The following is a 21,871-nucleotide window of genomic DNA, read 5'->3' as shown; positions in this document are numbered from 1 at the left end:
AACGAAAGCGATTGAGCAGCAGGATACAAGAAGAAAATTCAAGTAGAAGAGAGGGTTTATTCCATGGTTACCACAAAAACAGGATGGGTCGTCGCGTTAGGTGTGGTTGTGTCTCTTGCAGCTACAGGATGTGGATCGGATACGAAACCGCAAGCAACTTCATCGGCAACGCCAAAGCAGGAGCCAACCGCAGCTGCTGCGGCGACAACGCCAGAGACAAAGAAAGAACCCGTAACACTCAAATTCATGCAGTATACGGCTAGCGGTTCACAAGAACAAACACTAGGCGATATGGTCAAAGCGTTTGAGTCGGCAAATCCGGACATTAAAGTTAAGGTGGATATCGTCGACTACAACAATTACTACACGAAGCTCAATACACAGCTTGCATCGGGGGATGCACCTGACGTATTTGAGGTCGGTTACGAAAACTTTGTCTCTTATGCTGCCAAAAATACATTAAAAGACTTGACGCCGATCATTGCGAAGGACACGACGTTCAAGCCGGAAATCTACAAAGGCCTCGCCTATGACTCTTTCAAGTACCAAAACAAGCAATATGGCGTGGTAGAGTCTTTTTCGGACGTAGTTCTTTTCTATAATAAGGACTTGTTTGACAAAAAGCAAGTTGAGTACCCGAAGGCGGATTGGACGTGGAAACAGGAACTTGAAGCCGCTCAGAAGTTGACGGATGCCAAAAGCGGGGTATGGGGAACTTACGCTCCGATCCAATTCTATGAGTTCTACAAAACAATTGCTCAGAACGGCGGGGGCATCTGGAGCGCAGATGGCAAGCCTACTGTGAACAGCAAAGAGAACATTGAAGCTTTGAACTGGATGCTTGATAAAGCTAAGAAATATAAAGTATCTCCAGCGTTAAATGATGACACGTTCAATCAACCGGATGCCGATTTGAATGCGTTCAAAGCTGGGAAGATTGCTATGCTTCGCGGAGGCATTTGGAACTTTGGCCGCTTCGCGGATGCGCCTTTCAAGTGGGACATTGCGCTTGAGCCAGGCAATACGAAGAAAGCACATCACTTCTTCGCGGATGGTCTGGTCGTTTCGGATAAATCCAAAAATGCCGATGCGGCATGGAAATTTATCAAATTCATGTCCTCTGATCCATCTGTGGTCAGCAAACGCATTGAAAAGGGCTGGAGTGTGCCGGCAGTCTCTGACGAAAAAGTGATGGATGCATATTTCAAACAAACGCCTCCGGAATCGAAGAAAATCGTTCTCGAAGCTTTGAATTCCCTCGTATTGACGCCTGTAGGTCCAATTCCGGACAAATGGAATGATTTGACGAAGGCGATCGGCGATGAGCTCGATAAAGCCAAATTAAAATCCGATTATACGGCGGAAAAAGCATTAAATGAAGCGCAGGCCAAAATTGAGAAGCTGGTAGCGAAATAGCAAAATACTGACAATCAGTCAGCTGGAAGAAGGGGCATTGTTGCGGCAACGGCCCCTTTCTTTTTAACACACAAGTGGAGTAGGAGGCTTTATTGTGCAAACACAGGAAATACATCCATTTCTTAATTTCATTCTAGATGAACAGACAGGTCGAGTGACCATTTCCGGGCAAACAGCCACTTTGCGGGATATCGCTTTTTTGAGCTACGCGCTTATTCAGCAAGGTGAGACTCAGCGTGTATTGCCGCTGCTGCGCTTGCTGAGCAGCAAATCTCATAAAGATCAACGTACGCTAACGGACGCGGCACTTGCGTTATGGGTAATCGGAGAGTACTTGAAGGTGACCGAAGATGTGTCCAGTAAAGCAGAGCTGGGAGGTTTTCTGGAAGAGACAACGGCGTTGCTGGATGCTAATTGGCAAAAGCCGCAGCCGCATTGGTTGATACCGGATAGCGAGGGCATCTTTTTGAGTCATTTGGCAATGTATTTTGCGGCGATTCAAGCGAATGTTCAGCATGGCGTTGGCGAACAAGGGGTTCGATTGCTTAAAGCGATTCGTGAGCTTGTCTTTGCCAAGTTTATTAAAGAAGGCCGAGTGATCAGCCAATTAGGGGATACGGCTATTCATGGGGATATCGTCACGGCAGCAATGCCGTTCGGCATGCTTGGGATTGAAGATCGCATACTTATTGAGGCGCTGTATAAACTGGAAGAGACCCTTGTTGATCAAGGTGTGAGATTCAAAATCGGCGATTTGTCGTATGGGGGCTGCGAACGGCCGGATCTTACATGCTTTTTGGCTTGGTACTATGCCAAAAAAGGAGATACGGTTCGGGCCAAGGAGCTTTTGGCACATGTAGAAAGCTTGCAAGCGGAGCAGGGCGTGCTGTATGAGATGGACACGGCAACAGCGAATGAACCATTGCTGCTTGCTTATGCCCTGGAGCAGAGTGGGAAGCCGGCTGTCAGCAGTTGGAGTTCTGTCTTGCTCGGATTAGCGCAAGCTTCATTGCGTTCAGGTGCGGTGCGCAGTGACAGTTTGGACAGTGTCAGACTGCTTCATCTGCCAACAGGGTATGACGATCCATACGTGATCCTTCCTTATGAACGCTTCCCTCGGGAACCGGAAGCGGGGGATGTGGTATCCGTGCGATTGCTGACCCAGCCGTTCCAAGCTAGTCAGGTTGTTACGGTGCAAACTGTCGTGGGCGGTATTCCGGCGGCCGAGTCTGTTCGGGCCCTCATGAGAGTCACGGATGAGGGGGAGAAGGTCTGGGAAGCGCAGCTTGGCCCTTACCTCGCAGGAGACGAGGTCAGTTATACCTTCGCGCTTCAGAACGGAGAGGAGTCGATCCTTTCAGCGACTTATGGCTTTCGCGTGCGGACATGGACAGCGCTGGAGCGTGTCCATGCGCTGGAGACGACGGCGGATGGCTTCGTCGCCGAGCTTGTGTGCGGTGCGGATCCGCTGCGCACCGTATCGCTAGCTTTCCGCGCGGATGCAAGCGGCGCGGTGCAGTTGACGTTCGCCGCAGCGGGCGAACGCATGAGCGGCCAGCCGGCGCAGCAGGCGGCTGTAGCTGTCGGGCGCGCACGGCTGGAAGCCGAGGTGCGCGAGGGCAAGCTCGCGCTGACGCTGCGCAGCGCGGAGGGCGAGCTTCTGAAGGGCTTCGCCGCCGAAGGGAAGCCGCTCATCGAGGCGCTGATCGACGGCTCGGGCACGCTTCATAAGCTGCGATTGAATTGGCAAACGAAGCCGGAGCATCGTTGGTTCGGGATGGGGGAACGCTTTGCCCATTACGAATATTCGGGTCACGAAGTCGATCAATATGTGTACAATCAATATCGGGATCAGGGTTTGAAAACGTACATGCCGGTTCCCTTTGCGATCTCCTCCGGCGGGTACGCTATCTTTGTGGATACGCCGCTTTATTCGACCTTTCGCTTTCATACGCGGTTGTCTGATCTGGTTGAGGTGGAAGCAGATGTTTCCAGTACGCAGCAATTGACGGTTTACTTGTTTGCAGACGAGCCTCTAACGATGGTAGGGCAATTCACGGCGCTGTCGGGCAAGCCTATGCTGCCTCCGAAATGGTCATTTGGACCTTGGATGTCCAGCAATAATTGGGATTCGCAAGAAGAGGTTATGAAACAGGCGGAGCTGACGGCCAAGTATCAAATTCCTTCCACGGTGCTTGTGATAGAGCAGTGGAGTGACGAGGCGACTTTCTATATTTTCAACGATGCGCAGTATGAGGTCAAAGAAGGCAGTCAGTCCTTCCGTTATGAGGAATTCCAGTTTCCTGAGTGGGGCCGTTGGCCCAATCCGAAGGCGATGGTGGAAGATCTGCACGAACAGGGACTTAAGGTGCTTCTATGGCAAATTCCGATTCATAAGCATATGTATGGTGTTGCCCATGGTCAGCGCGATCAGGATGAGAAGACCTTGCTTGAGCTGGGCTATTGCGTGAAGACGGCGGAAGGCATGCCGTATACACTGCCTTACAACTGGTTCAAAGACAGTCACATCATGGACTTTACGAACCCGGACGCGTTGAAATGGTGGTTCGATAAACGCCGCTACCTCGCGGAAGAGATGGGCGTGGATGGCTTTAAAACAGATGGCGGTGAATTCGTATTTGGACATCAGCTGCAATTCCATGACGGTTCTACTGGCCGGGAAATGCGGAATTTGTACCCCAATTTATATGTAGGCAGCTACTATGATTTCATTCAAACCTATGCCAAAGATGGCGGAATTACGTTCAGCAGAGCGGGTTATACAGGAGCGCAGCGTTACCCCTTGCATTGGGCCGGTGATGAGCGTTCAACCTTCGAGGCGTTCCGCTCTTCGATGATCGCGGGGTTATCCAGCAGCATGTCGGGGATTCCGTTCTGGGGTTGGGATCTGGGTGGCTTTCATGGCGATATTCCGACAGCGGAGCTATTCGTGAGATCGGCGCAAATGGCTGCTTTTTGCCCAGTCATGCAGTATCATGCCGAGACGAAAGGCGAGTTCAATCAAGACCGGACGCCATGGAATATCGCTGAACGTACGGGGCAGATGATCGTTATCGACTTGTACAAAAAGTATGCCGATGTGCGCATGAACCTCTTGCCCTACATTTACGATCAAGCGATACGTACCAGCCGAACGGGGCTGCCTATGATGCGTGCCATGTCGCTTCAGTATCCTGCGGATTCGCGTTGCACTGAGATGATCAGTGAGTACATGTTCGGAGACAGCTTGCTAGTAGCGCCTGTCATGGACGAGGGACATTTCTCCAAGGAAATTTATTTCCCGGAAGGCTCATGGCTTTCTCTGTTTGATCAGGAAGAAGTGCAGGGGCCTTGCTTGTTGAAGGTGGCTGCTCCATTGGATCGTATCCCTGTTTATCAGAAACAGGACAGTGTCATTGCCCTGAATTTGGCGGAAAACTATTCCCTCGGCGATCATGTTGGCAATCGGGTGGATCGCTATGAGCAATTGTGTTTCCGAGTGTATGTGGCGACAGAGCTGGAGACCGTGTTTGAAGATGATTTGGGCAATGTCTTGACGATTTCTGTGACGAAAATGAAGGGGCAAACCCGGCTGCAATGGTCAGGCAACAGCTCCCAGCCGATAACCTTTATTCTCGCCCAGCGAGATGTCGTATCTGTCGTGTCCACGTATGAAACAATGCTGTCTCCGGTTCAGCAAATGGCTCAGCTGCAAGATGGACATTACTTCATTTCTCCTGCAGAAGTGTTCATTGCGGTTCGGGATTCGGCAGGAAGCCTGGTGATTGACCGGTGATTTTGTTCGGATTCCCGCATTGCGGCGATGTCGCCAAGTCGTATCTTGCTTGGAGCCATGGATTGCCGGCACATGTAAAGTTCCAATGTGTGGAATTGATTCATGCGGGACTGTCCATGCGCGAGGTGTACTCGGCTCGTTGGGAACAAGCGCTGGAAGAAGCCTGTGCTTTCATCAAACAGCATCTGGAACCGGGTGAGGAGTATGTGCTTATCGGCCATTGTTGGGGCAGCTTGCTCGCCTTTGAGGTCAGTCATCGCTTGAAAGAGGACGGTTTGGCGGAACCTCGTCACTTATTTCTGTCTGGCTGCAGCGCCCCGCACTTGCTGCGGCCTCGGGCTGAAGCCGGGGGACCGCTGGGCAGAGCTGCTGAGCTGGGCTGCCAGCCTGCGGAGGAGTACCGGACACCGCTGAATCGAGGCCCGCTGCGGGCCCGCTTCAGTATTTTCACAGGCAATAAAGATGAGCATGCCCTTGCGGATCAGTTGGCGGAGTGGAGTCGTTATACATCGAAAATTTGCGATGTGCACGTTTGTGAAGGCGATCATGCCTTCTGGCGCGCGGATTCTGTCAAATGGCTCCAGCTAACGCAAACCATTGTAGAAAGGGAATATCTGATTTAATGCGATCGGCGGCATCGAGCGAGAAACGTTGGGATGCCGCCCCACTCGGTGAAAGGGGTGATGCCTGGAACTGCGCATAGAGGGCAAGAAATAACGTCAGTTGGAGACTCATGGTGATCCCAGTTCAGACGAACAAATTTCAGTACGAAAGGGGAAACGTTCATGCATGTAAGAAAGCTGCCTGCATTATTGCGATTTACGATTTCTTTTTTGCTTTGTTTCTTTCTGGTAGTCCCCTCGATTTATGCCATTGACGGGGTGTATCATGCCCCGTACGGCATCGATGATCTGTATGAGATACAAGCGACAGAACGAAGTCCGAGAGATCCTGTGGCAGGAGACACGGTGTATGTCAAAATTACGACCTGGCCCATCGAAGCGGGGCAAAGCGTTTGGGTGACCTGGACGAAAAATGGGGTCAATCAAACGGCGGTCGGAGCGGCATATAAATACAACAGCGGCAATAATACTTATTGGGAGGCCAATCTTGGCACTTTTGCCAAAGGCGATGCCATCAGCTACACCGTTCATGGCAACAAGGATGGCGCGAACGAGAAGACGAGCGGACCTTACACGTTTACTGTGACTGGCTGGGAATCAGTCAACAGCGTTAGTACAATAACGAACAACACCAATCGTGTTGTACTCAACGCGGTAGCGAACACCGGAACGATGACACCGAAGATCAATCTTTCCTTTGCCGCCGATGATGTGCTACGTGTTCAGGTCTCCCCGACAGGGACAGGAACTTTGAGCAGCGGCCTTAGCAATTATACGGTTTCGGATACGGCGTCCACCACCTGGCTGACAACGTCCAAATTAAAGGTGAAGGTGGATAAGAACCCGTTCAAGCTTAGTGTGTATAAACCGGATGGAACCACGCTGATTGCCCGCCAATATGACAGCACCACGAATCGCAACATCGCTTGGCTGACCAACGGCAGCACCATCATCAACAAGATGGAAGATCATTTCTACTCGCCTGCTTCCGAAGAATTTTTTGGCTTTGGCGAGCACTACAACAACTTCCGCAAACGCGGTACAGATGTGGACACGTATGTGTACAATCAGTACAAGAACCAAAATGACCGCACCTACATGGCAATTCCCTTTATGCTGAATAGCAGCGGTTATGGCATTTTCGTGAAATCAACGTACTATTCCAAGTTCCGATTAGCAACAGAGCGCACGGATATGTTCAGCTTTACGGCTGATACAGGGGGAAGTGCTGCCTCAACGCTGGATTATTATTTCATTTACGGAAATGATTTGAATAATGTCGTCGGCAACTATGCCAATATTACAGGCAAACCGACAGCATTGCCGAAATGGGCTTTCGGTTTATGGATGTCAGCCAATGAGTGGGATCGTCAATCCAAAGTGTCAACAGCCATAACGAATGCGAATACGAACAATATTCCGGCTACTGCTGTTGTTCTTGAACAATGGAGTGATGAGAACACCTTCTACATTTTTAATGATGCTACCTATACGCCAAAAACCGGCAGTGCTGCCCATGCTTATACGGATTTCACATTCAATGGCAAATGGACAGATCCGAAGGGGATGGCTGACAATGTGCATAACAATGGGATGAAGCTAGTGTTATGGCAGGTCCCGATCCAGAAATGGACATCAACCCCTTACACGCAGAAAGACAATGATGAAACGTATATGATCGCCCAGAATTATGCCGTGGGCAACGGCAGCGGAGGCCAATACCGGATACCAGCCGGACAATGGTTTGAGAATAGTTTGCTGCTTGATTTCACAAATACGAGCGCAAAAAACTGGTGGATGTCCAAACGCGCCTATCTATTTGATGGCGTTGGCATTGATGGCTTCAAGACGGACGGCGGTGAAATGGTATGGGGCCGCTCGAATACGTTCTCCAATGGTAAAAAAGGCGATGAAATGCGCAATCAATATCCAAATGAATATGTGAAGGCTTATAACGAATATGCGCGTTCGAAGAAAAGTGATGCGGTCTCCTTTAGCCGTTCCGGCACACAAGGTGCGCAGGCGAATCAAATTTTCTGGTCAGGAGACCAAGAATCGACGTTTGGCGCATTCCAACAAGCCTTAAATGCGGGTCTGACCGCCAGTATGTCAGGTGTTCCCTACTGGAGCTGGGATATGGCTGGCTTCACAGGTTCGTATCCTACCGCTGAATTGTACAAACGGGCAACCGAAATGGCCGCTTTTGCCCCGATCATGCAGTTCCACTCCGAGTCTAACGGCAGTTCCGGGATTAATGAAGAACGCTCCCCGTGGAACGCGCAGTCTCGCACAGGCGACAACACGATTATCAACCATTTTGCCAAATATACGAATACCCGCATGAATCTGCTTCCTTATATTTATAGTGAAGCGAAGAAATCAAGCGATACCGGTATTCCGATGATGCGCGCAATGGTGCTTGATAATCCGACGGACACGAACACATATGGATTAAATCAACAGTACATGTTCGGCAGCAATCTGCTTGTTGCTCCTGTCATGAATCAAGGTGAAACAAACAAGAGCATCTACCTCCCGCAAGGGGATTGGATTGATTTCTGGTTTGGCGCGCAGCGTCCAGGCGGTCGGACGATCAGCTACAATGCCGGCGTTGATGATCTTCCTGTCTTTGTGAAATCCGGCAGCATTCTTCCTCTGAATTTGAATGCCCAATATCAGGTAGGAGGAACAATCGGCAATAGCTTGACGAGTTATACGAATCTTGCTTTCCGCATCTATCCGTTGGGAACAACGACGTACGATTGGAATGACGACATTGGTGGTTCGGTGAAAACCATCACGTCTACTGAGCAGTATGGATTGAATAAAGAAACAATCGCTGTACCGGCTATCAATTCAACGAAAACCTTGCAGGTGTTCACGACCAAGCCTTCATCTGTAACGGTCGGCGGTTCTGCGATGACTGAATACAGCACTTTATCCGCTTTGATTGGCGCCTCGACAGGCTGGTATTATGACACTGTGCAGAAGTTTACTTACGTCAAGCTTGGCGCAAGCGCGTCTGCTCAATCCGTTGTGCTAAGCGGCGTTAATAAAGTGGAGTATGAAGCCGAATTTGCGGCACTAACGAGCGTATCCACGAACAATAATCATACTGGTTATACAGGAACAGGGTTTGTAGATGGCTTCGAAACGTCTGGAGACAATGTGTCTTTTGATGTTTCTGTCAAAGCTGCCGGCACTTATACACTGAAAGTTCGTTATTCTTCCGGAGCGGGCAACGGGTCGCGGGCGATTTATGTGAATAACGCCAAAGTCACGGATCTTGCTTTACCGCAAACGACGAATTGGGACACATGGGGAACGGCGACGGTTAATGTTGCATTAAATGCAGGCCTTAACACAGTAAAAGTTAGTTATGATAGCACAAACACACTTGGCCTTAATCTTGATAATATCGCTATCGTAGAGCACTAAAAGCTGGGAGGGCAGTGCCCTCCCTTATTTCCTTAATGAAAGGGAGTATCTATGATGCAAGTACATTTGCCTACTAAAAAAGTTACGCGATTTCTAGTTGTATTCACAGCTTGCACGTTATTCGCTTCTACCCTTGCGGTGCTTCCCAGCGCACCTGCTCATGCTTATGTCAGCAGTCTCGGCAATCTGATCAGCTCGAGTGTGACCGGTGATACCCTGACACTCACGGTTGATAACGGGGCAGAGCCAAACGATGATCTATTAGTTATACAAGCCGTACAGAATGGGATTTTGAAGGTGGATTACCGGCCGAACGGAGTGGCGTCCAGCGCAAAAACGCCGATGCTTGATCCGAATAAAACGTGGTCAGCTGTAGGCGCAACGATCAATACTGCGGCTAATCCGATGACCATCACGACTTCGGCGATGAAAATTGAGATAACGAAGAATCCCGTACGAATGACCGTGAAGAAGGCAGATGGCACTACGCTTCTCTGGGAACCCACTGGCGGCGGGGTATTCTCAGACGGCGTGCGTTTCGTCCATGGCACCTCGGACAATATGTACGGCATTCGCAGCTTTAATGCGTTTGACAGCGGTGGAGATTTGCTGCGCAATACCTCGACGGAGGCTGCTCATGCTGGTGAACAGGGGAATTCCGGCGGGCCGCTGATCTGGAGTACAGCAGGCTATGGCGTGCTTGTTGACAGTGATGGCGGTTACCCTTACACAGATGCCGCAACGGGCAAGATGGAGTTTTATTACGGAGGAACACCTCCTGAAGGCCGTCGTTATACGAAGCAAAATGTAGAGTATTATATCATGCTCGGCACACCGAAAGACATCATGAGCAGCGTTGGGGAGATTACGGGCAAACCGCCGATGCTTCCCAAGTGGTCGCTGGGCTTCATGAACTTCGAGTGGGATACGAATCAGACGGAATTCACGAATAACGTAGACACGTACCGCGCCAAAAATATCCCGATCGATGCCTACGCCTTTGACTATGACTGGAAAAAGTACGGTGAAACGAACTATGGAGAATTTGCTTGGAATACAACCAATTTCCCATCGGCTGCCTCGACGTCCTTAAAGACGACAATGGATGCTAAAGGCATCAAAATGATCGGAATTACAAAGCCTCGCATCGTCACCAAGGATGCTTCTGCGGCTGCTACTTCTCAAGGGACTGACGCGACGAATGGCGGATATTTTTATCCAGGTCATAACGAATATCAAGATTATTTCATCCCTGTAACGGTAAGAAGCATTGATCCTTATAATGCCAGCGAGCGCAGCTGGTTCTGGAATCACTCCAAAGATGCTTTCGATAAAGGTATTGTCGGCTGGTGGAATGATGAGACGGACAAAGTCTCGTCGGGAGGCGCTTCTTATTGGTTCGGGAACTTTACAACTGGCCATATGTCTCAGACGATGTATGAAGGTGAGCGGGCTTATACGAGCGGGGCGCAGCGCGTCTGGCAGACAGCACGGACGTTCTATCCTGGCGCGCAGCGTTATGCGACAACGCTTTGGTCTGGCGATATAGGCATACAATACAATAAAGGCGAGCGAATCAACTGGGCGGCGGGCATGCAGGAGCAGCGGGCAGTGATGCTTTCCTCGGTGAACAACGGTCAAGTGAAATGGGGAATGGATACCGGCGGATTCAATCAGCAGGATGGGACGACGAATAATCCGAATCCGGATTTATATGCCCGTTGGATGCAGTTCAGTGCGCTGACACCTGTTTTCCGCGTTCATGGGAACAATCATCAGCAGCGCCAGCCTTGGTATTTCGGCTCGACGGCGGAGGAGGCCTCGAAAGAAGCTATCCAGCTTCGCTATTCATTGATTCCTTATATGTATGCGTACGAAAGAAGTGCATACGAGAACGGCAATGGGCTTGTCCGGCCTCTCATGCAGGTATATCCGACGGATGCTGCTGTGAAAAATTATACAGACGCCTGGATGTTCGGGGATTGGCTGCTTGCAGCGCCGGTCGTGGACAAACAACAGACGAGCAAAGATATTTATTTGCCAGCAGGCACGTGGATCGATTATGCGCGTGGTCAAACCATTGCTGGCGGCCAGACGATTCATTATTCGGTCAACCCGGAGACTTTGACAGATATGCCGCTTTTTATTAAAAAAGGGGCTATCATTCCTACGCAAAAGGTTCAGGATTACGTCGGACAAAGCGCTGTTACTTCCGTTGACGTTGATGTTTTTGCGAACACGACACAATCGAGTTTCACTTACTACGATGATGATGGAACAAGTTATAACTACGAAGGCAGCGCTTATTTCAAACAAAATATGACGGCACAGGATAACGGCACAGGCTCGCAAAGCTTCACATTAGGGGCGAAGAACGGAAGCTACACGCCAGCTCTTCAAACTTATTTGGTTAAGCTTCACGGTTCAGCTGCTGCCTCCGTAACGAATAATGCGGCAGCGATGACATCTTATGCCAGCTTGCAAGCCTTGAAAGCGGCTGCCGGCGAAGGTTGGGCTACGGGGAAGGACATCTACGGCGATGTTACGTATGTGAAGGTTGCAGCAGGTTCCGCAACTGCCAAAGCCATTGCGACTTCGGGAACTGCTGTTGTGAGTGCGTCTTCTGCACAATATGAAGCCGAGGATGCATCGCTTTCTGGCGGTACAACGGCTACAAAAGCTACGGTTAATACGAATCATACGGGATATACGGGGACTGGATTCGTAGATGGGTTGGGCAATGCAGGGGCTGGCGTCACTTTCTATCCGAAGGTGAGCACGGGTGGTGACTACAATGTTTCTCTCCGTTATGCGAACGCTTCAGGTGCCGCCAAGTCTGTCAGTATTTTTGTGAATGGAAAAAGAGTGAAATCGACATCGCTGGGCAATCTGGCTAACTGGGACACATGGGCTACACAATCGGAGACGCTGCCATTGACGGCAGGGGTGAATATTGTGACCTATAAGTACTATAGTGAAGCGGGTGATATGGGGAATGCGAATCTCGACAACATCACTGTGCCTTTCGCGCCTGTAGTTGGCAAATATGAGGCAGAAAGCGCAGAAATTTCTGGAGGAGGCACTCCGAACACGAATCACTGGTTCTACAGCGGTGCGGGTTTTGTTGATGGGCTCAGCGCAGCAGGAGCTCAGGTTAAGTACAATGTTAATGTTCCGAGCGCTGGAACCTATCAGGTCGCTTTGCGTTATGCCAATGGAAATAGCGCGACGAAAACACTAAGCACTTACATTAATGGAACTAAATTGGGTCAAACCAGCTTCACAAGCCCCGGAGGCAATTGGAACGTTTGGCAAGACAATGTACAGACGGTCTCTTTGAACGCTGGTGCTAATACGATTGCGTTTAAATACGATGCAGCGGATAGCGGCAACATTAATCTGGATCGGTTACTGCTGTCTACCGCGGCGCCGGGAACGCCATCTTCTGAGCAGAATTTGCTCGACAATCCTGATTTCGAGCGCGATACGAGCCAAAGCCACAATTGGGTCGAGTGGCATCCGAGCACGCAGGCCATTGCATATGGCATTGACAGCGGCTCGACGACCAATCCACCGGAATCGCCATGGTCAGGCGACAAGCGTGCCTATTTCTTCGCCGCCGGTGCTTATCAGCAAAGCCTTCACCAAACGATTGCGGTACCTGTCAACAATGTGAAGTATAAGTTTGAAGCTTGGGTCCGTATGAAGAACACGACCCCAACGACAGCCAGAGCAGAAATCCAAAATTACGGCGGCTCTGCAATTTACGCGAATATCAGCAACAGTGGCGTTTGGAAATACATCAGCGTCAGTGATATTCTGGTGACGAATGGCCAGCTTGATGTTGGCTTCTATGTAGATTCACCAGGTGGAACGACCCTGCATATCGATGATGTGCGTGTGACAAAGCAATAAACCAAAACCAGCGGCTCCCGCATAACGGGGGCCGCTGGTTTGTTTTATTCGAACAAGGATTTGCTCGATGGTAGTAGGATCAAACGCTTTGCAAAGCTTGCTGCACTTCTTGAACGATCGACAAGGCCGCGCTGCGAGCGCTGGAGAAGGCGCGTTCGGCAAGCTCACCTTTGCCTGTACAGCCATCGCCGCAGAAGTAGAAGGGCACATTCTCTATGCGCGTTGGCAGGAGATTGTTCGTAGCAATGTTCTTCACGCTGGCAACCATCGCTTTCTTCGAGACCCGCTTCACTGCGGTCACATCGCGCCAGCCTGGATAATGCTTGTCGAACAGAGCTTCCATTTGCTTATTCTTTTCTTCCAAGTAGGCTTTACGATGTTCGTCGCTTTCGAATTGATCGCTAAGGTAGGCGATGCCTTGCAGCAATTGGCCGCCTTCCGGCACCAAAGTATGGTCTGTTGCGGACACGTCGCTGATGAACAGCTTATTGTCCATATCGCTGATATAGCTGAAAGGTCTGGCGACAACTTGGCTTAAGCCTACGTCATACACCATAACTTCGGTGGCTGTATTGGATTCGTAAGGGGCAAGGAAAGGTTCCCAGGCTGTGCCTTTTAACAGCTTGACGACTTGCTGGACAGGCATGGCGAAAATGACTTTATCAAACGAAAGCTCCCGCGTTTTGGTTTGGAGAAAGAATTTGCGATCAGCGTAGCGCAAGCTCTCGACGCCTTCTTGAAGGGCGATTTCCCATCTGCCTGAGGACGTCAGCTTTTGTTTTAATTGATTGGTAATGACAGCCCAACTGCCTAACACGTAATTAACGGGCTTAGAGGAGAGGAACAGATTGTGGTAATACTCGCTGATCACTGCTCCCGAAACATTGCGAGCATCTTCAGGCGTGATGAAGAAGTTCGAGCAAACGAGATGCTCCCAAAGTTCTTTAACGTCCTCGTCCGCGTTGGATTCAGCCAAATAATCAGCCAAAGTTGCGTAATTTTTTAAATTATGAATGTTTGCGATGATCGCGGCAATTTCGCCTACGAACCGGACTTTTTGAGCCGTGCTGAGCAAATCGGTTTTCAAAAGGTTAATCGCATCAAGCGGCGCAGGTGTAAGCTGGTTATGTTTGGCGTAAAATACTTTGCGCTTGTCCACTTGCTTGGACGAGAACGAAAGGCCCAGTTCCCGTTCCATGTTGGTTAACGTATGGCGATCAATGCCGTAGATGGCATGTGCTCCGTAATTGAGCGTGAAGCCTGCCTTCTCATAAGTAAAAGCGCGTCCGCCAAGCTGCGGGCTGCGCTCGAATAGAATACCTTCGATGTTAGGATTCTCGGATAAGTAAGCTGCTGCGGTCAGGCCGGCGAGACCTCCGCCGATAATGGCAATTTTCATGTTGTTGTCCTCCTTAGGGACTGGATCTACCTGCAATGAGGCGAAAGGCGCTTCGGAACGAAGTCCTACCCATATCCAGGCTAAATTGTTTGTCATCATTTCGAGTAAGTCGGCATTATCCTGATTGCACCAAGTTCGGATCGTTCCTATATACATGCAGACCAGCAAATCGATTTTACGGGGATCGGGCAGCCAATGCAGCAAGCTTTCGGCAAGGATGTTCAGCTGCTGCTGCTCGACCATTTTGACGGTTTCATTTTGTAAGGAAATGGCTTGCAAGCTGCGAATAAGACGGGGTGACATCCCGATGTTAGACGACAAGTCTAAAAATAATCGATTGATATGCCCCTCAAGAGATTGGACCTTGGAAGGAGGCTGTTTGACCCAATCCTGGATTAATTCGATTTGCTTGGTGTAAAGGGCTGAGATGAGGGCGTCTTTACTTTTGAAATAGTGGTAAAAAGTTCCTTTGGATGTATGGGTCGCCGCGATGATATCGTCTACGGACACATTCTCATACCCTTTTTCCATGAACATGGTTAAAGCAACTTCCATCATGACATCTCGTTTTTTGCGGGTAGTGGCTCGCATGAATTGACTCAACCGCTCACTCCGTTCCAAGCATCATTTATTCCTATTATATGCAAAAATAGACCGATAGTCTACAATCGAATTAACCTTTGTTTAAAAACAAAAGAGGAAAGATTAATCTAAACGATTGTTTCCCGTGTGGTACCGCTTTTCACCGTCTATACTTACAATTAGAAAGCGATGAGAGGATGGACTAACACACTTGATTAAAACCGATTTAGGCTGGAATTCATTTTTTGAAAAAGCGTTTGAACCTTATCAGAACGAAGGGTACCAAGCTGGAAGGGTTTCCTTGGAACATAAACATATGTACCGTGTTCTAACCGAATCCGGCGAGATGTTAGCTGAGATTTCCGGTAAAATGCGTCACCTCGCGCTGCGGCGCGAGGATTATCCCGCTGTCGGCGATTGGGTTGTGCTTACCGTTCGGGAAGAGGAGCAGCGGGCGACCGTCCATGCGGTATTGCCGCGACAAAGTAAGTTTTCCCGGAAAGTGGCCGGTCAAGTCACAGATGAGCAAATCGTTGCGACCAACGTGAATACGGTCTTCTTGGTTACCGCACTCAATCAGGATTTTAATATCCGCCGGATTGAACGTTATTTGGTATTGGCTTGGGAAAGCGGAGCAAATCCTGTGATCGTGCTCAGCAAAGCAGATTTATGTGAAAACCCGGAAGCTCTTGCCGCAGAAGTTGAAGCTGTTGCCGTTGGCGTGCCTATTCATATTATCAGCGCCGCCGAGCAGCGAGGATTGGAGCAGTTAGGAGCCTACGTGACATCTGGCCAGACCGTTGCTCTGCTTGGCTCCTCGGGTGTCGGCAAATCTACATTAGCCAATCACCTGTTTGGCAAAGAAATTCTGGACGTTGGGGATATCCGCTTCGGAGATGACAAAGGGAAGCATACGACGACCCATCGTGAGCTTATTGCATTGCCTGGAGGCGGTATTCTCATTGATACGCCGGGGATGCGCGAGCTTCAGCTCTGGGATGCCTCAGATGGGCTTAGCACCTCGTTTCAAGACGTTGAGGATATCGCGGAAAGGTGCTTTTTTCAAGATTGCAAACATGAGAATGAACCCAAATGTGCGGTGAGAATGGCGCTGGATGAAGGGGTGCTTACTTCTGACCGGTTTCAAAGCTATTTGAAATTGCAGAAAGAGCTCGCCTTTATAGCCCGCAAAGAAGACAAGGCGCTGCAAGCGGCCGAGAAAGCCAAGTGGAAGAAAATCCACCAAGCGCAAAAAAAGCAGCATAACCGAATTTAGTCGCTCGCATAAATTGATTTTTATCCTGGCTATGGGTTTGGCAGACGGCGTTTTGCAAGACAGGTTCTGCCGTTAGCCGGACTATTAGCCTTGTCGCTGCTTCCTTATTATTAATAGATACGAGTGCATTTCGCTAGGGAACATCGATCGGAAACGGCGGTGTTTCTTTTTTTTGCAAATGTTCCAATAAAATGTCCTGATCGGATTGGATTTTTTCGATGATTTCCGATAAAATTAAGGGAGAAGGTTACGAAAGTGGAGGGACAAGCTTAATTATGAGTGATTGTATTTTTTGTAAAATCGTCGCAGGTGATCTGCCTTCAAAGAAAGTGTATGAAGATGATCAGATTCTAGCTTTTCACGACATTCAGCCTGCTTCGCCGATTCATGTGCTGATCATCCCCAAGAAGCATATTGTTTCTCTGGCAGATGCGGGAGATGAGGATTGGGCGTTAATCGGTCACATTCAAGGTGCTGCCGCACAAATTGCTAGAGAACTAGAAGTTGAACAATCTGGTTATCGCGTAATTACGAATATCGGAGCAAATGCTGGGCAGATTGTTCATCATCTTCACTATCATTTAATGGCAGGGGCACGATTATCCCCTTTAGGCGTTCATAATTAAGGCTCTCTTTCAAGAATCGAAAGTATTCGATTGACACCCTAATTACTATCACCTATAATGGGATTTGATGAACCGTTTGATCTTAGATGGTCTGTTCGGAGGGAGGGAAAACTGTTGTCAGAAACTCGAGTTCGTAAGAACGAAACTATAGATGCTGCACTTCGTCGCTTTAAGCGTTCCATCGCTAAGGATGGCATTCTAGCAGAAGTTAAGAAACGTAAACACTATGACAAGCCTAGCGTTAAGCGTAAGCTTAAATCAGAGGCTGCTCGTAAGAGAAAGTTCTAGGAGGCAACATGAGCTTAAGCGATCGATTGAACGAAGATATGAAGCAAGCGATGAAGAGTCAGGACAAGTTCAAACTCTCGGTTATTCGAATGGTGAGATCTACCATTAAGAACCAAGAGATTGATCTGAAAAGAGCCTTAGATGACAATGAAGTGCTTGACGTTCTAACTCGTGAAATCAAACAGCGTAAGGATTCCCTCCAAGAATTTACGAAGGCCGGCAGAGATGATTTGGCCGAGGGCCTGAAGGCAGAACTTGTTATTCTAGCTGAGTACATGCCGCAACAGCTTTCTGAGGAAGAAGTGAAAGCCATTGTACAGCAGACCATCCAACAAATTGGTGCTTCTTCCAAAGCGGATATGGGCAAAGTGATGACGGCATTGATGCCTCAGGTTAAAGGACGTGCTGATGGTAAGCTTATCAATCAGTTAGTTCAACAATTATTGGGATAATACAAAATATGTTTGACAAGGCCGAGGGGATATCTATCTACTCGGCCTTTTATTTTTTTGTAAAATGAAACAGTTTGGTTGTTCCAGCGTACATATTAATGATAAGGAAGATTCAGGGAAGGAGTGAAAGATGATGTTTGCTGAAAACTTATCCGCTTTTCTGACTCATCCAGTTACTGCAACCGTACTGCTGTTAGTTGGTATTATTGGAATTGCATTGGAACTGCTATTCTTTAGCGGCGGCTTGCTTGCTTTGGCTGGGGTTGCAGGTTTTGCGCTTTATTTCCTGGGTTTTTACTTGGCGGGTTTCGCTGGGTTTGGGGATTTGGCCGTATTTGGGCTAGGACTTGTTCTGCTTATTTTGGAATTAGTAGTTCCCAGTTTCGGGATACTAAGCGTCTTGGGGGCGATTTGTCTCTTTGGCGGCGTGTTGATGGCTTCGTCCGATCCCAAAGAAGCCGCGCTTATGCTTGGAATCGCGCTGTTGATTGCTATTGTGGTGATTGCTTTTGCAATCAGGACGTTTAAGCATCGTGGGGTATGGAACCGTTTTATTTTGAAAGAGCAGCTAACAACTGACAAAGGCTTTACATCGAGCCCGGATCGGGCGCATTTGATCGGCCTGACTGGAGAAGCCATCACGCCGCTTCGGCCTGCAGGGACGGCGATCATTCAAGGTGAGCGCATCGATGTCGTAACGAATGGAAGCTTTATTCCAATCGGAACATCCATTATTGTGGTAGAAGTGGAAGGATCTCGAGTGGTTGTGAAGGAAATGGAACCAAAACTTGATTAGGAGGAAACAAAATGAATATTGAACCGGGCTTATATTTAGTGCTGCTTGCAGCCGTTATTATCATCGCACTTTCGATTTTGTTAAGTATTGTACCTGTGATGCTGTGGATTTCGGCGCTTGCGTCCGGTGTTCGCATCAGCATTATTACGCTAATTGCTATGAGGCTCCGCCGGGTAACTCCGAGCAGGATTGTGAATCCTATGATTAAAGCGACGAAAGCCGGGATTGATCTCAGTGTGAATCAGCTGGAGAGTCACTTTCTTGCCGGCGGTAACGTGGACCGGGTTGTTAATGCTCTCATTGCCGCACATCGTGCGAAAATTCATCTGGAATTCGAACGTGCAGCAGCCATTGATCTCGCAGGACGGGATGTTTTGTTAGCGGTACAAATGAGCGTTAATCCACGAGTCATTGAAACGCCAAACGTTTCAGCAGTGGCTAAGAACGGTATTGAGGTTAAGGTTATTGCGAGAGTTACCGTACGTGCCAACATAGACCGCTTAGTCGGGGGTGCAGGCGAAGAGACGATTATTGCCCGGGTTGGCGAGGGGATTGTTACAACGGTAGGTTCGAGCGATTCGCATAAGGATGTTCTTGAAAATCCGGATTTAATTTCGCGGACGGTTCTTGGCAAAGGGTTAGATGCCGGCACCGCTTTTGAAATCTTATCCATTGATATTGCAGATGTTGATGTTGGCAAAAATATCGGCGCCCATTTACAGACGGAACAAGCGGAAGCGGATAAACGAATCGCTCAAGCGAAAGCTGAGGAAAGACGCGCAATGGCGGTTGCGGCCGAACAAGAGATGAAGGCCAAAGTCGTTGAGATGCGCGCAAAAGTTGTCGAATCGGAATCGCAAGTTCCGCTGGCTATGGCCGAGGCGCTTCGCAACGGCAAATTAGGCGTCATGGATTATATGAATCTCAAAAATATCGACGCAGATACACAAATGCGCTCTTCCCTTGGCAAATTAAACGACGGCAAGAGTGAGAAAGAATAATAGGTTTATGAGGTGATCTCGTGGAACAACTCATTGAATTTCTGGTGAAGCATTGGTATCTGGTCATCATTGCAATCACCTTTTTGTATCAGGTTGGCGGCAAGAAGCGCGGGAAGCAAGGAGCTCCGCAATCACGAATGCCTTCATTCGGCGAGACGTCTACACCGTCCTCAAGGCCTGTTGAAGCACCGAAGCCAGCCCGGCAAGGGTTTGGTGGGCCGGCTCCACAAAACAGCACAGCGGACGATTTCGGCCGTTCTAACAGCGGCAGCGCCAAAGCCGCAGCGTCAAAGGCTAAAGCATCTCCCTTTGGTTCTTCATCTCAAATAGGTGCTGAAAACTCGCCTATTTATGCAAATACGATCTCTTCACCCAATTCTTTTCCCGAAGAGCTTAAGCAAGAACAACTGCTGCAGGGCGTTGTTTGGGCCGAGATACTGGGTCCCCCAAGGTCGAAGAAGCCTTTACGCAGGTCATAATATACACAAGAGCTGTCCTGAAGTAGATATATCTACTTCAGGGCAGCTTTTTTTTAACATATAAGAATTTATATGTTTCGGGGTTTGGGGTGAGCGAAGCTTACCCCTTATTTAAACATATAAGAATTTATATGTTTCGGGGTTTGGGGTGAGCGAAGCTTACCCCTTATTTAACATATAAGAATTTATATGTTTCGGGGTTTGGGGTGAGCGAAGCTTACCCCTTATTTAAAATTTTTGGTAAAATAGAGGTATGGACCCGAACGTAATGAAGCGAATATTTTTTGATGAACATCGGCATTGGGATGCCTTTGTAGAAAAGCATAAAGAACATATGAGGCCAAATGTCATCAAAGAGGTACAAAAGTTCCGTGGCTGTGGTGATCCTAGAAATGGATTCAAAATTTTAGTCTGTGAAGGATGCCATGACATAAGGAGAGTGCCGTACCGCTGTAAAGGCCGTTTTTGCACAACATGCTCCTGTGGCGAAACGGAAGAATGGAGCCGCGTGTTGATGGAAGATGTCTTCCAAGTCAATCATCGACATGTGGTATTTACCATTGATGAAGGGTTATGGCGCGTCTTTTTGCAGCATCGGAAAATGTTGAAAGAATTCATGGACGAGGCCGTGCGAATCATAAAAGAACATTTTGAAAAGAAACATAAGATTACACCTGGCATCATTGCGGGAATACATACCTTTGGCTCACGTCTGAACTTTAATCCACATGTCCATATGCTGGTGACGATGGGTGGAATGAAATCAAATGGAGAATGGAAAACGTATGATTACGTGCCGTTCGAAATGCTTAGAAAACAGTGGCAAACTGTGGTGTTAAAGCTCATTCGAAGAAGCTTGAACGAAGAAGAGAAGAAACAAGTACAGTCCAGACTGCAGCAAGCCTACTCGGCCAATGGGGAAGGTTTTTATGTGCATGCGCCGAAACAAAAAGGGAACGTAAAGAACCAGCTAGGCTACATAGGACGCTACATAAAGCGACCAGCTATTGCGTTAAAGCGAATCCAGTCCTATGACGGGGAATACGTCGTGTTCAGCTACCACGATAAAAAAAGTGGGGAAGAGAAGACGGAAAAAGTAACGGTCGAAGAATTTATTGCAAGGGTCATACGGCATATTCCGGATGAAAACTTTAAAACAATCCGGTATTATGGGGTCTATTCGCGCAGGCTGAAAAAGGTAAGTAAAATGCTGGTGACAAGTTGGCAAAAAGAAGCAAGGAAGTGGATCGTACGCGCTCAAAGACGTCTGAAGCGCAGAAATTGGAGAGAACGAATACAAAGAATAACGGGTAAAGACCCGCTGGTGTGTCCAAAGTGCGAATGTTACTATGAATACAAGGGGGAAGTCTGTCTAGAAGAAGGCAAACTAACGATTAAATATGCAGTCTGCGAGAGAGCGCGAGGCTGTTTAGAAAGGATGATTCGAGATCTCACCGGGAAGCAAAAAAACAAAAAGCAAAAAGAAGAAACCCCAGTTGTCCCTAAGCAACTACGTGCTGTCGAAACAGACAGTGAAGTATATATGTTTGACTTGTTCGGAAGTGGAAAGCATACCGCTTAATGTCGTGCAAGATTTTGATCGAATGGATCGAGGGGACCGGGCAGTACCGCCACAATTTACATGTGAAAGCTGTGGAGGAGCTATGTATCCAGAGTATTACAAAGGGATATATGGATACGAATACCGGGTCTCAGACCGGTTAGAGAACAAAGAAGTGGAAGGCAGCTCAAAGTAGAATAGAAGAGGGATGGGTGTGAGGGTG

At 48.6% G+C, this 21,871-nt stretch carries 14 protein-coding genes; 13 read left to right on the top strand and 1 reads right to left on the bottom strand.

Annotated features, from left to right (window positions below):
- Nucleotides 1-63: 63 nt before the first annotated feature.
- The 5 genes from BC351_RS10745 to BC351_RS10725 all read left to right on the top strand — a co-directional run bounded on the left by BC351_RS10745 (nucleotide 64) and on the right by BC351_RS10725 (nucleotide 13,188).
- Complete coding sequence (locus BC351_RS10745) at nucleotides 64-1,416, top strand: ABC transporter substrate-binding protein (protein ID WP_079411669.1); 1,353 nt, start codon at nucleotides 64-66, stop codon at nucleotides 1,414-1,416.
- A 94-nt stretch (nucleotides 1,417-1,510) separates the two neighbouring features.
- Complete coding sequence (locus BC351_RS10740; protein ID WP_079411666.1) at nucleotides 1,511-5,212, top strand: glycoside hydrolase family 31 protein; 3,702 nt, start codon at nucleotides 1,511-1,513, stop codon at nucleotides 5,210-5,212.
- On the top strand, nucleotides 5,209-5,835 hold the full coding sequence (locus BC351_RS10735) for a thioesterase II family protein (protein ID WP_079411663.1): 627 nt from the start codon (nucleotides 5,209-5,211) through the stop codon (nucleotides 5,833-5,835). The genes BC351_RS10740 and BC351_RS10735 overlap by 4 nt, the downstream gene beginning before the upstream one ends.
- A gap of 162 nt (nucleotides 5,836-5,997) precedes the next feature.
- The gene (locus BC351_RS10730) at nucleotides 5,998-9,273 is read left to right on the top strand and encodes a TIM-barrel domain-containing protein (RefSeq protein WP_079411661.1); all 3,276 of its coding nucleotides are present in this window, start codon (nucleotides 5,998-6,000) and stop codon (nucleotides 9,271-9,273) included.
- A gap of 51 nt (nucleotides 9,274-9,324) precedes the next feature.
- A complete protein-coding gene (locus tag BC351_RS10725; RefSeq protein ID WP_244208957.1) occupies nucleotides 9,325-13,188 on the top strand; it encodes a TIM-barrel domain-containing protein in 3,864 nt (1,287 codons plus the stop codon).
- A 79-nt stretch (nucleotides 13,189-13,267) separates the two neighbouring features.
- Here BC351_RS10725 and BC351_RS10720 read toward each other — a convergent pair whose 3' ends face one another.
- A complete protein-coding gene (locus BC351_RS10720; protein WP_079411657.1) occupies nucleotides 13,268-15,190 on the bottom strand; it encodes an FAD-dependent oxidoreductase in 1,923 nt (640 codons plus the stop codon).
- A 190-nt stretch (nucleotides 15,191-15,380) separates the two neighbouring features.
- On the opposite strand from BC351_RS10720, the gene rsgA reads away from it, so the two are divergent.
- From rsgA to BC351_RS10680, 8 genes are all read left to right on the top strand, one after another.
- On the top strand, nucleotides 15,381-16,445 hold the full coding sequence (gene rsgA, locus BC351_RS10715; RefSeq protein WP_079411655.1) for a ribosome small subunit-dependent GTPase A: 1,065 nt from the start codon (nucleotides 15,381-15,383) through the stop codon (nucleotides 16,443-16,445).
- Between the two features lie 275 nt (nucleotides 16,446-16,720).
- Nucleotides 16,721-17,071, top strand: coding sequence for a histidine triad nucleotide-binding protein (locus BC351_RS10710; protein WP_079412023.1), 351 nt, complete (start codon nucleotides 16,721-16,723; stop codon nucleotides 17,069-17,071).
- A gap of 114 nt (nucleotides 17,072-17,185) precedes the next feature.
- Nucleotides 17,186-17,359 carry a 30S ribosomal protein S21 gene (gene rpsU, locus BC351_RS10705; protein ID WP_029195880.1) on the top strand — a complete coding sequence of 58 codons (174 nt, stop codon included), beginning with the start codon at nucleotides 17,186-17,188 and terminating at the stop codon, nucleotides 17,357-17,359.
- An 8-nt stretch (nucleotides 17,360-17,367) separates the two neighbouring features.
- Nucleotides 17,368-17,811, top strand: a complete 444-nt coding sequence (locus BC351_RS10700) for a GatB/YqeY domain-containing protein (RefSeq protein ID WP_079411653.1) — start codon at nucleotides 17,368-17,370, stop codon at nucleotides 17,809-17,811.
- A gap of 130 nt (nucleotides 17,812-17,941) precedes the next feature.
- Complete coding sequence (locus BC351_RS10695; protein ID WP_079411651.1) at nucleotides 17,942-18,607, top strand: NfeD family protein; 666 nt, start codon at nucleotides 17,942-17,944, stop codon at nucleotides 18,605-18,607.
- Nucleotides 18,608-18,618: 11 nt separating this feature from the next.
- Nucleotides 18,619-19,608, top strand: coding sequence for a flotillin-like protein FloA (gene floA, locus BC351_RS10690; RefSeq protein WP_144028352.1), 990 nt, complete (start codon nucleotides 18,619-18,621; stop codon nucleotides 19,606-19,608).
- A gap of 20 nt (nucleotides 19,609-19,628) precedes the next feature.
- The gene (locus tag BC351_RS10685; RefSeq protein ID WP_079411650.1) at nucleotides 19,629-20,087 is read left to right on the top strand and encodes a hypothetical protein; all 459 of its coding nucleotides are present in this window, start codon (nucleotides 19,629-19,631) and stop codon (nucleotides 20,085-20,087) included.
- Between the two features lie 253 nt (nucleotides 20,088-20,340).
- Entirely contained in the window at nucleotides 20,341-21,669 is a 1,329-nt protein-coding gene (locus BC351_RS10680) for an IS91 family transposase (RefSeq protein ID WP_167388014.1), read from the top strand.
- Nucleotides 21,670-21,871: the final 202 nt, after the last annotated feature.

The sequence above is a fragment of the Paenibacillus ferrarius genome (assembly GCF_002027705.1).
In the GTDB taxonomy this organism is placed as follows: domain Bacteria; phylum Bacillota; class Bacilli; order Paenibacillales; family NBRC-103111; genus Paenibacillus_E; species Paenibacillus_E ferrarius.
Note: the sequence above shows the minus strand (reverse complement) of the source record. Positions and strands in the feature narration are given on the sequence as shown.

Bases quoted from the DNA above. Each gene is read 5' to 3' on its own strand.
- BC351_RS10745 (WP_079411669.1), top strand. From the start codon at position 64: ATGGTTACCACAAAAACAGGATGGGTCGTCGCGTTAGGTGTGGTTGTG.
- BC351_RS10730 (WP_079411661.1), top strand. From the start codon at position 5,998: ATGCATGTAAGAAAGCTGCCTGCATTATTGCGATTTACGATTTCTTTT.
- BC351_RS10725 (WP_244208957.1), top strand. From the start codon at position 9,325: ATGATGCAAGTACATTTGCCTACTAAAAAAGTTACGCGATTTCTAGTT.
- BC351_RS10710 (WP_079412023.1), top strand. From the start codon at position 16,721: ATGAGTGATTGTATTTTTTGTAAAATCGTCGCAGGTGATCTGCCTTCA.
- BC351_RS10700 (WP_079411653.1), top strand. From the start codon at position 17,368: ATGAGCTTAAGCGATCGATTGAACGAAGATATGAAGCAAGCGATGAAG.
- BC351_RS10695 (WP_079411651.1), top strand. From the start codon at position 17,942: ATGATGTTTGCTGAAAACTTATCCGCTTTTCTGACTCATCCAGTTACT.
- floA (WP_144028352.1), top strand. From the start codon at position 18,619: ATGAATATTGAACCGGGCTTATATTTAGTGCTGCTTGCAGCCGTTATT.
- BC351_RS10680 (WP_167388014.1), top strand. From the start codon at position 20,341: ATGGACCCGAACGTAATGAAGCGAATATTTTTTGATGAACATCGGCAT.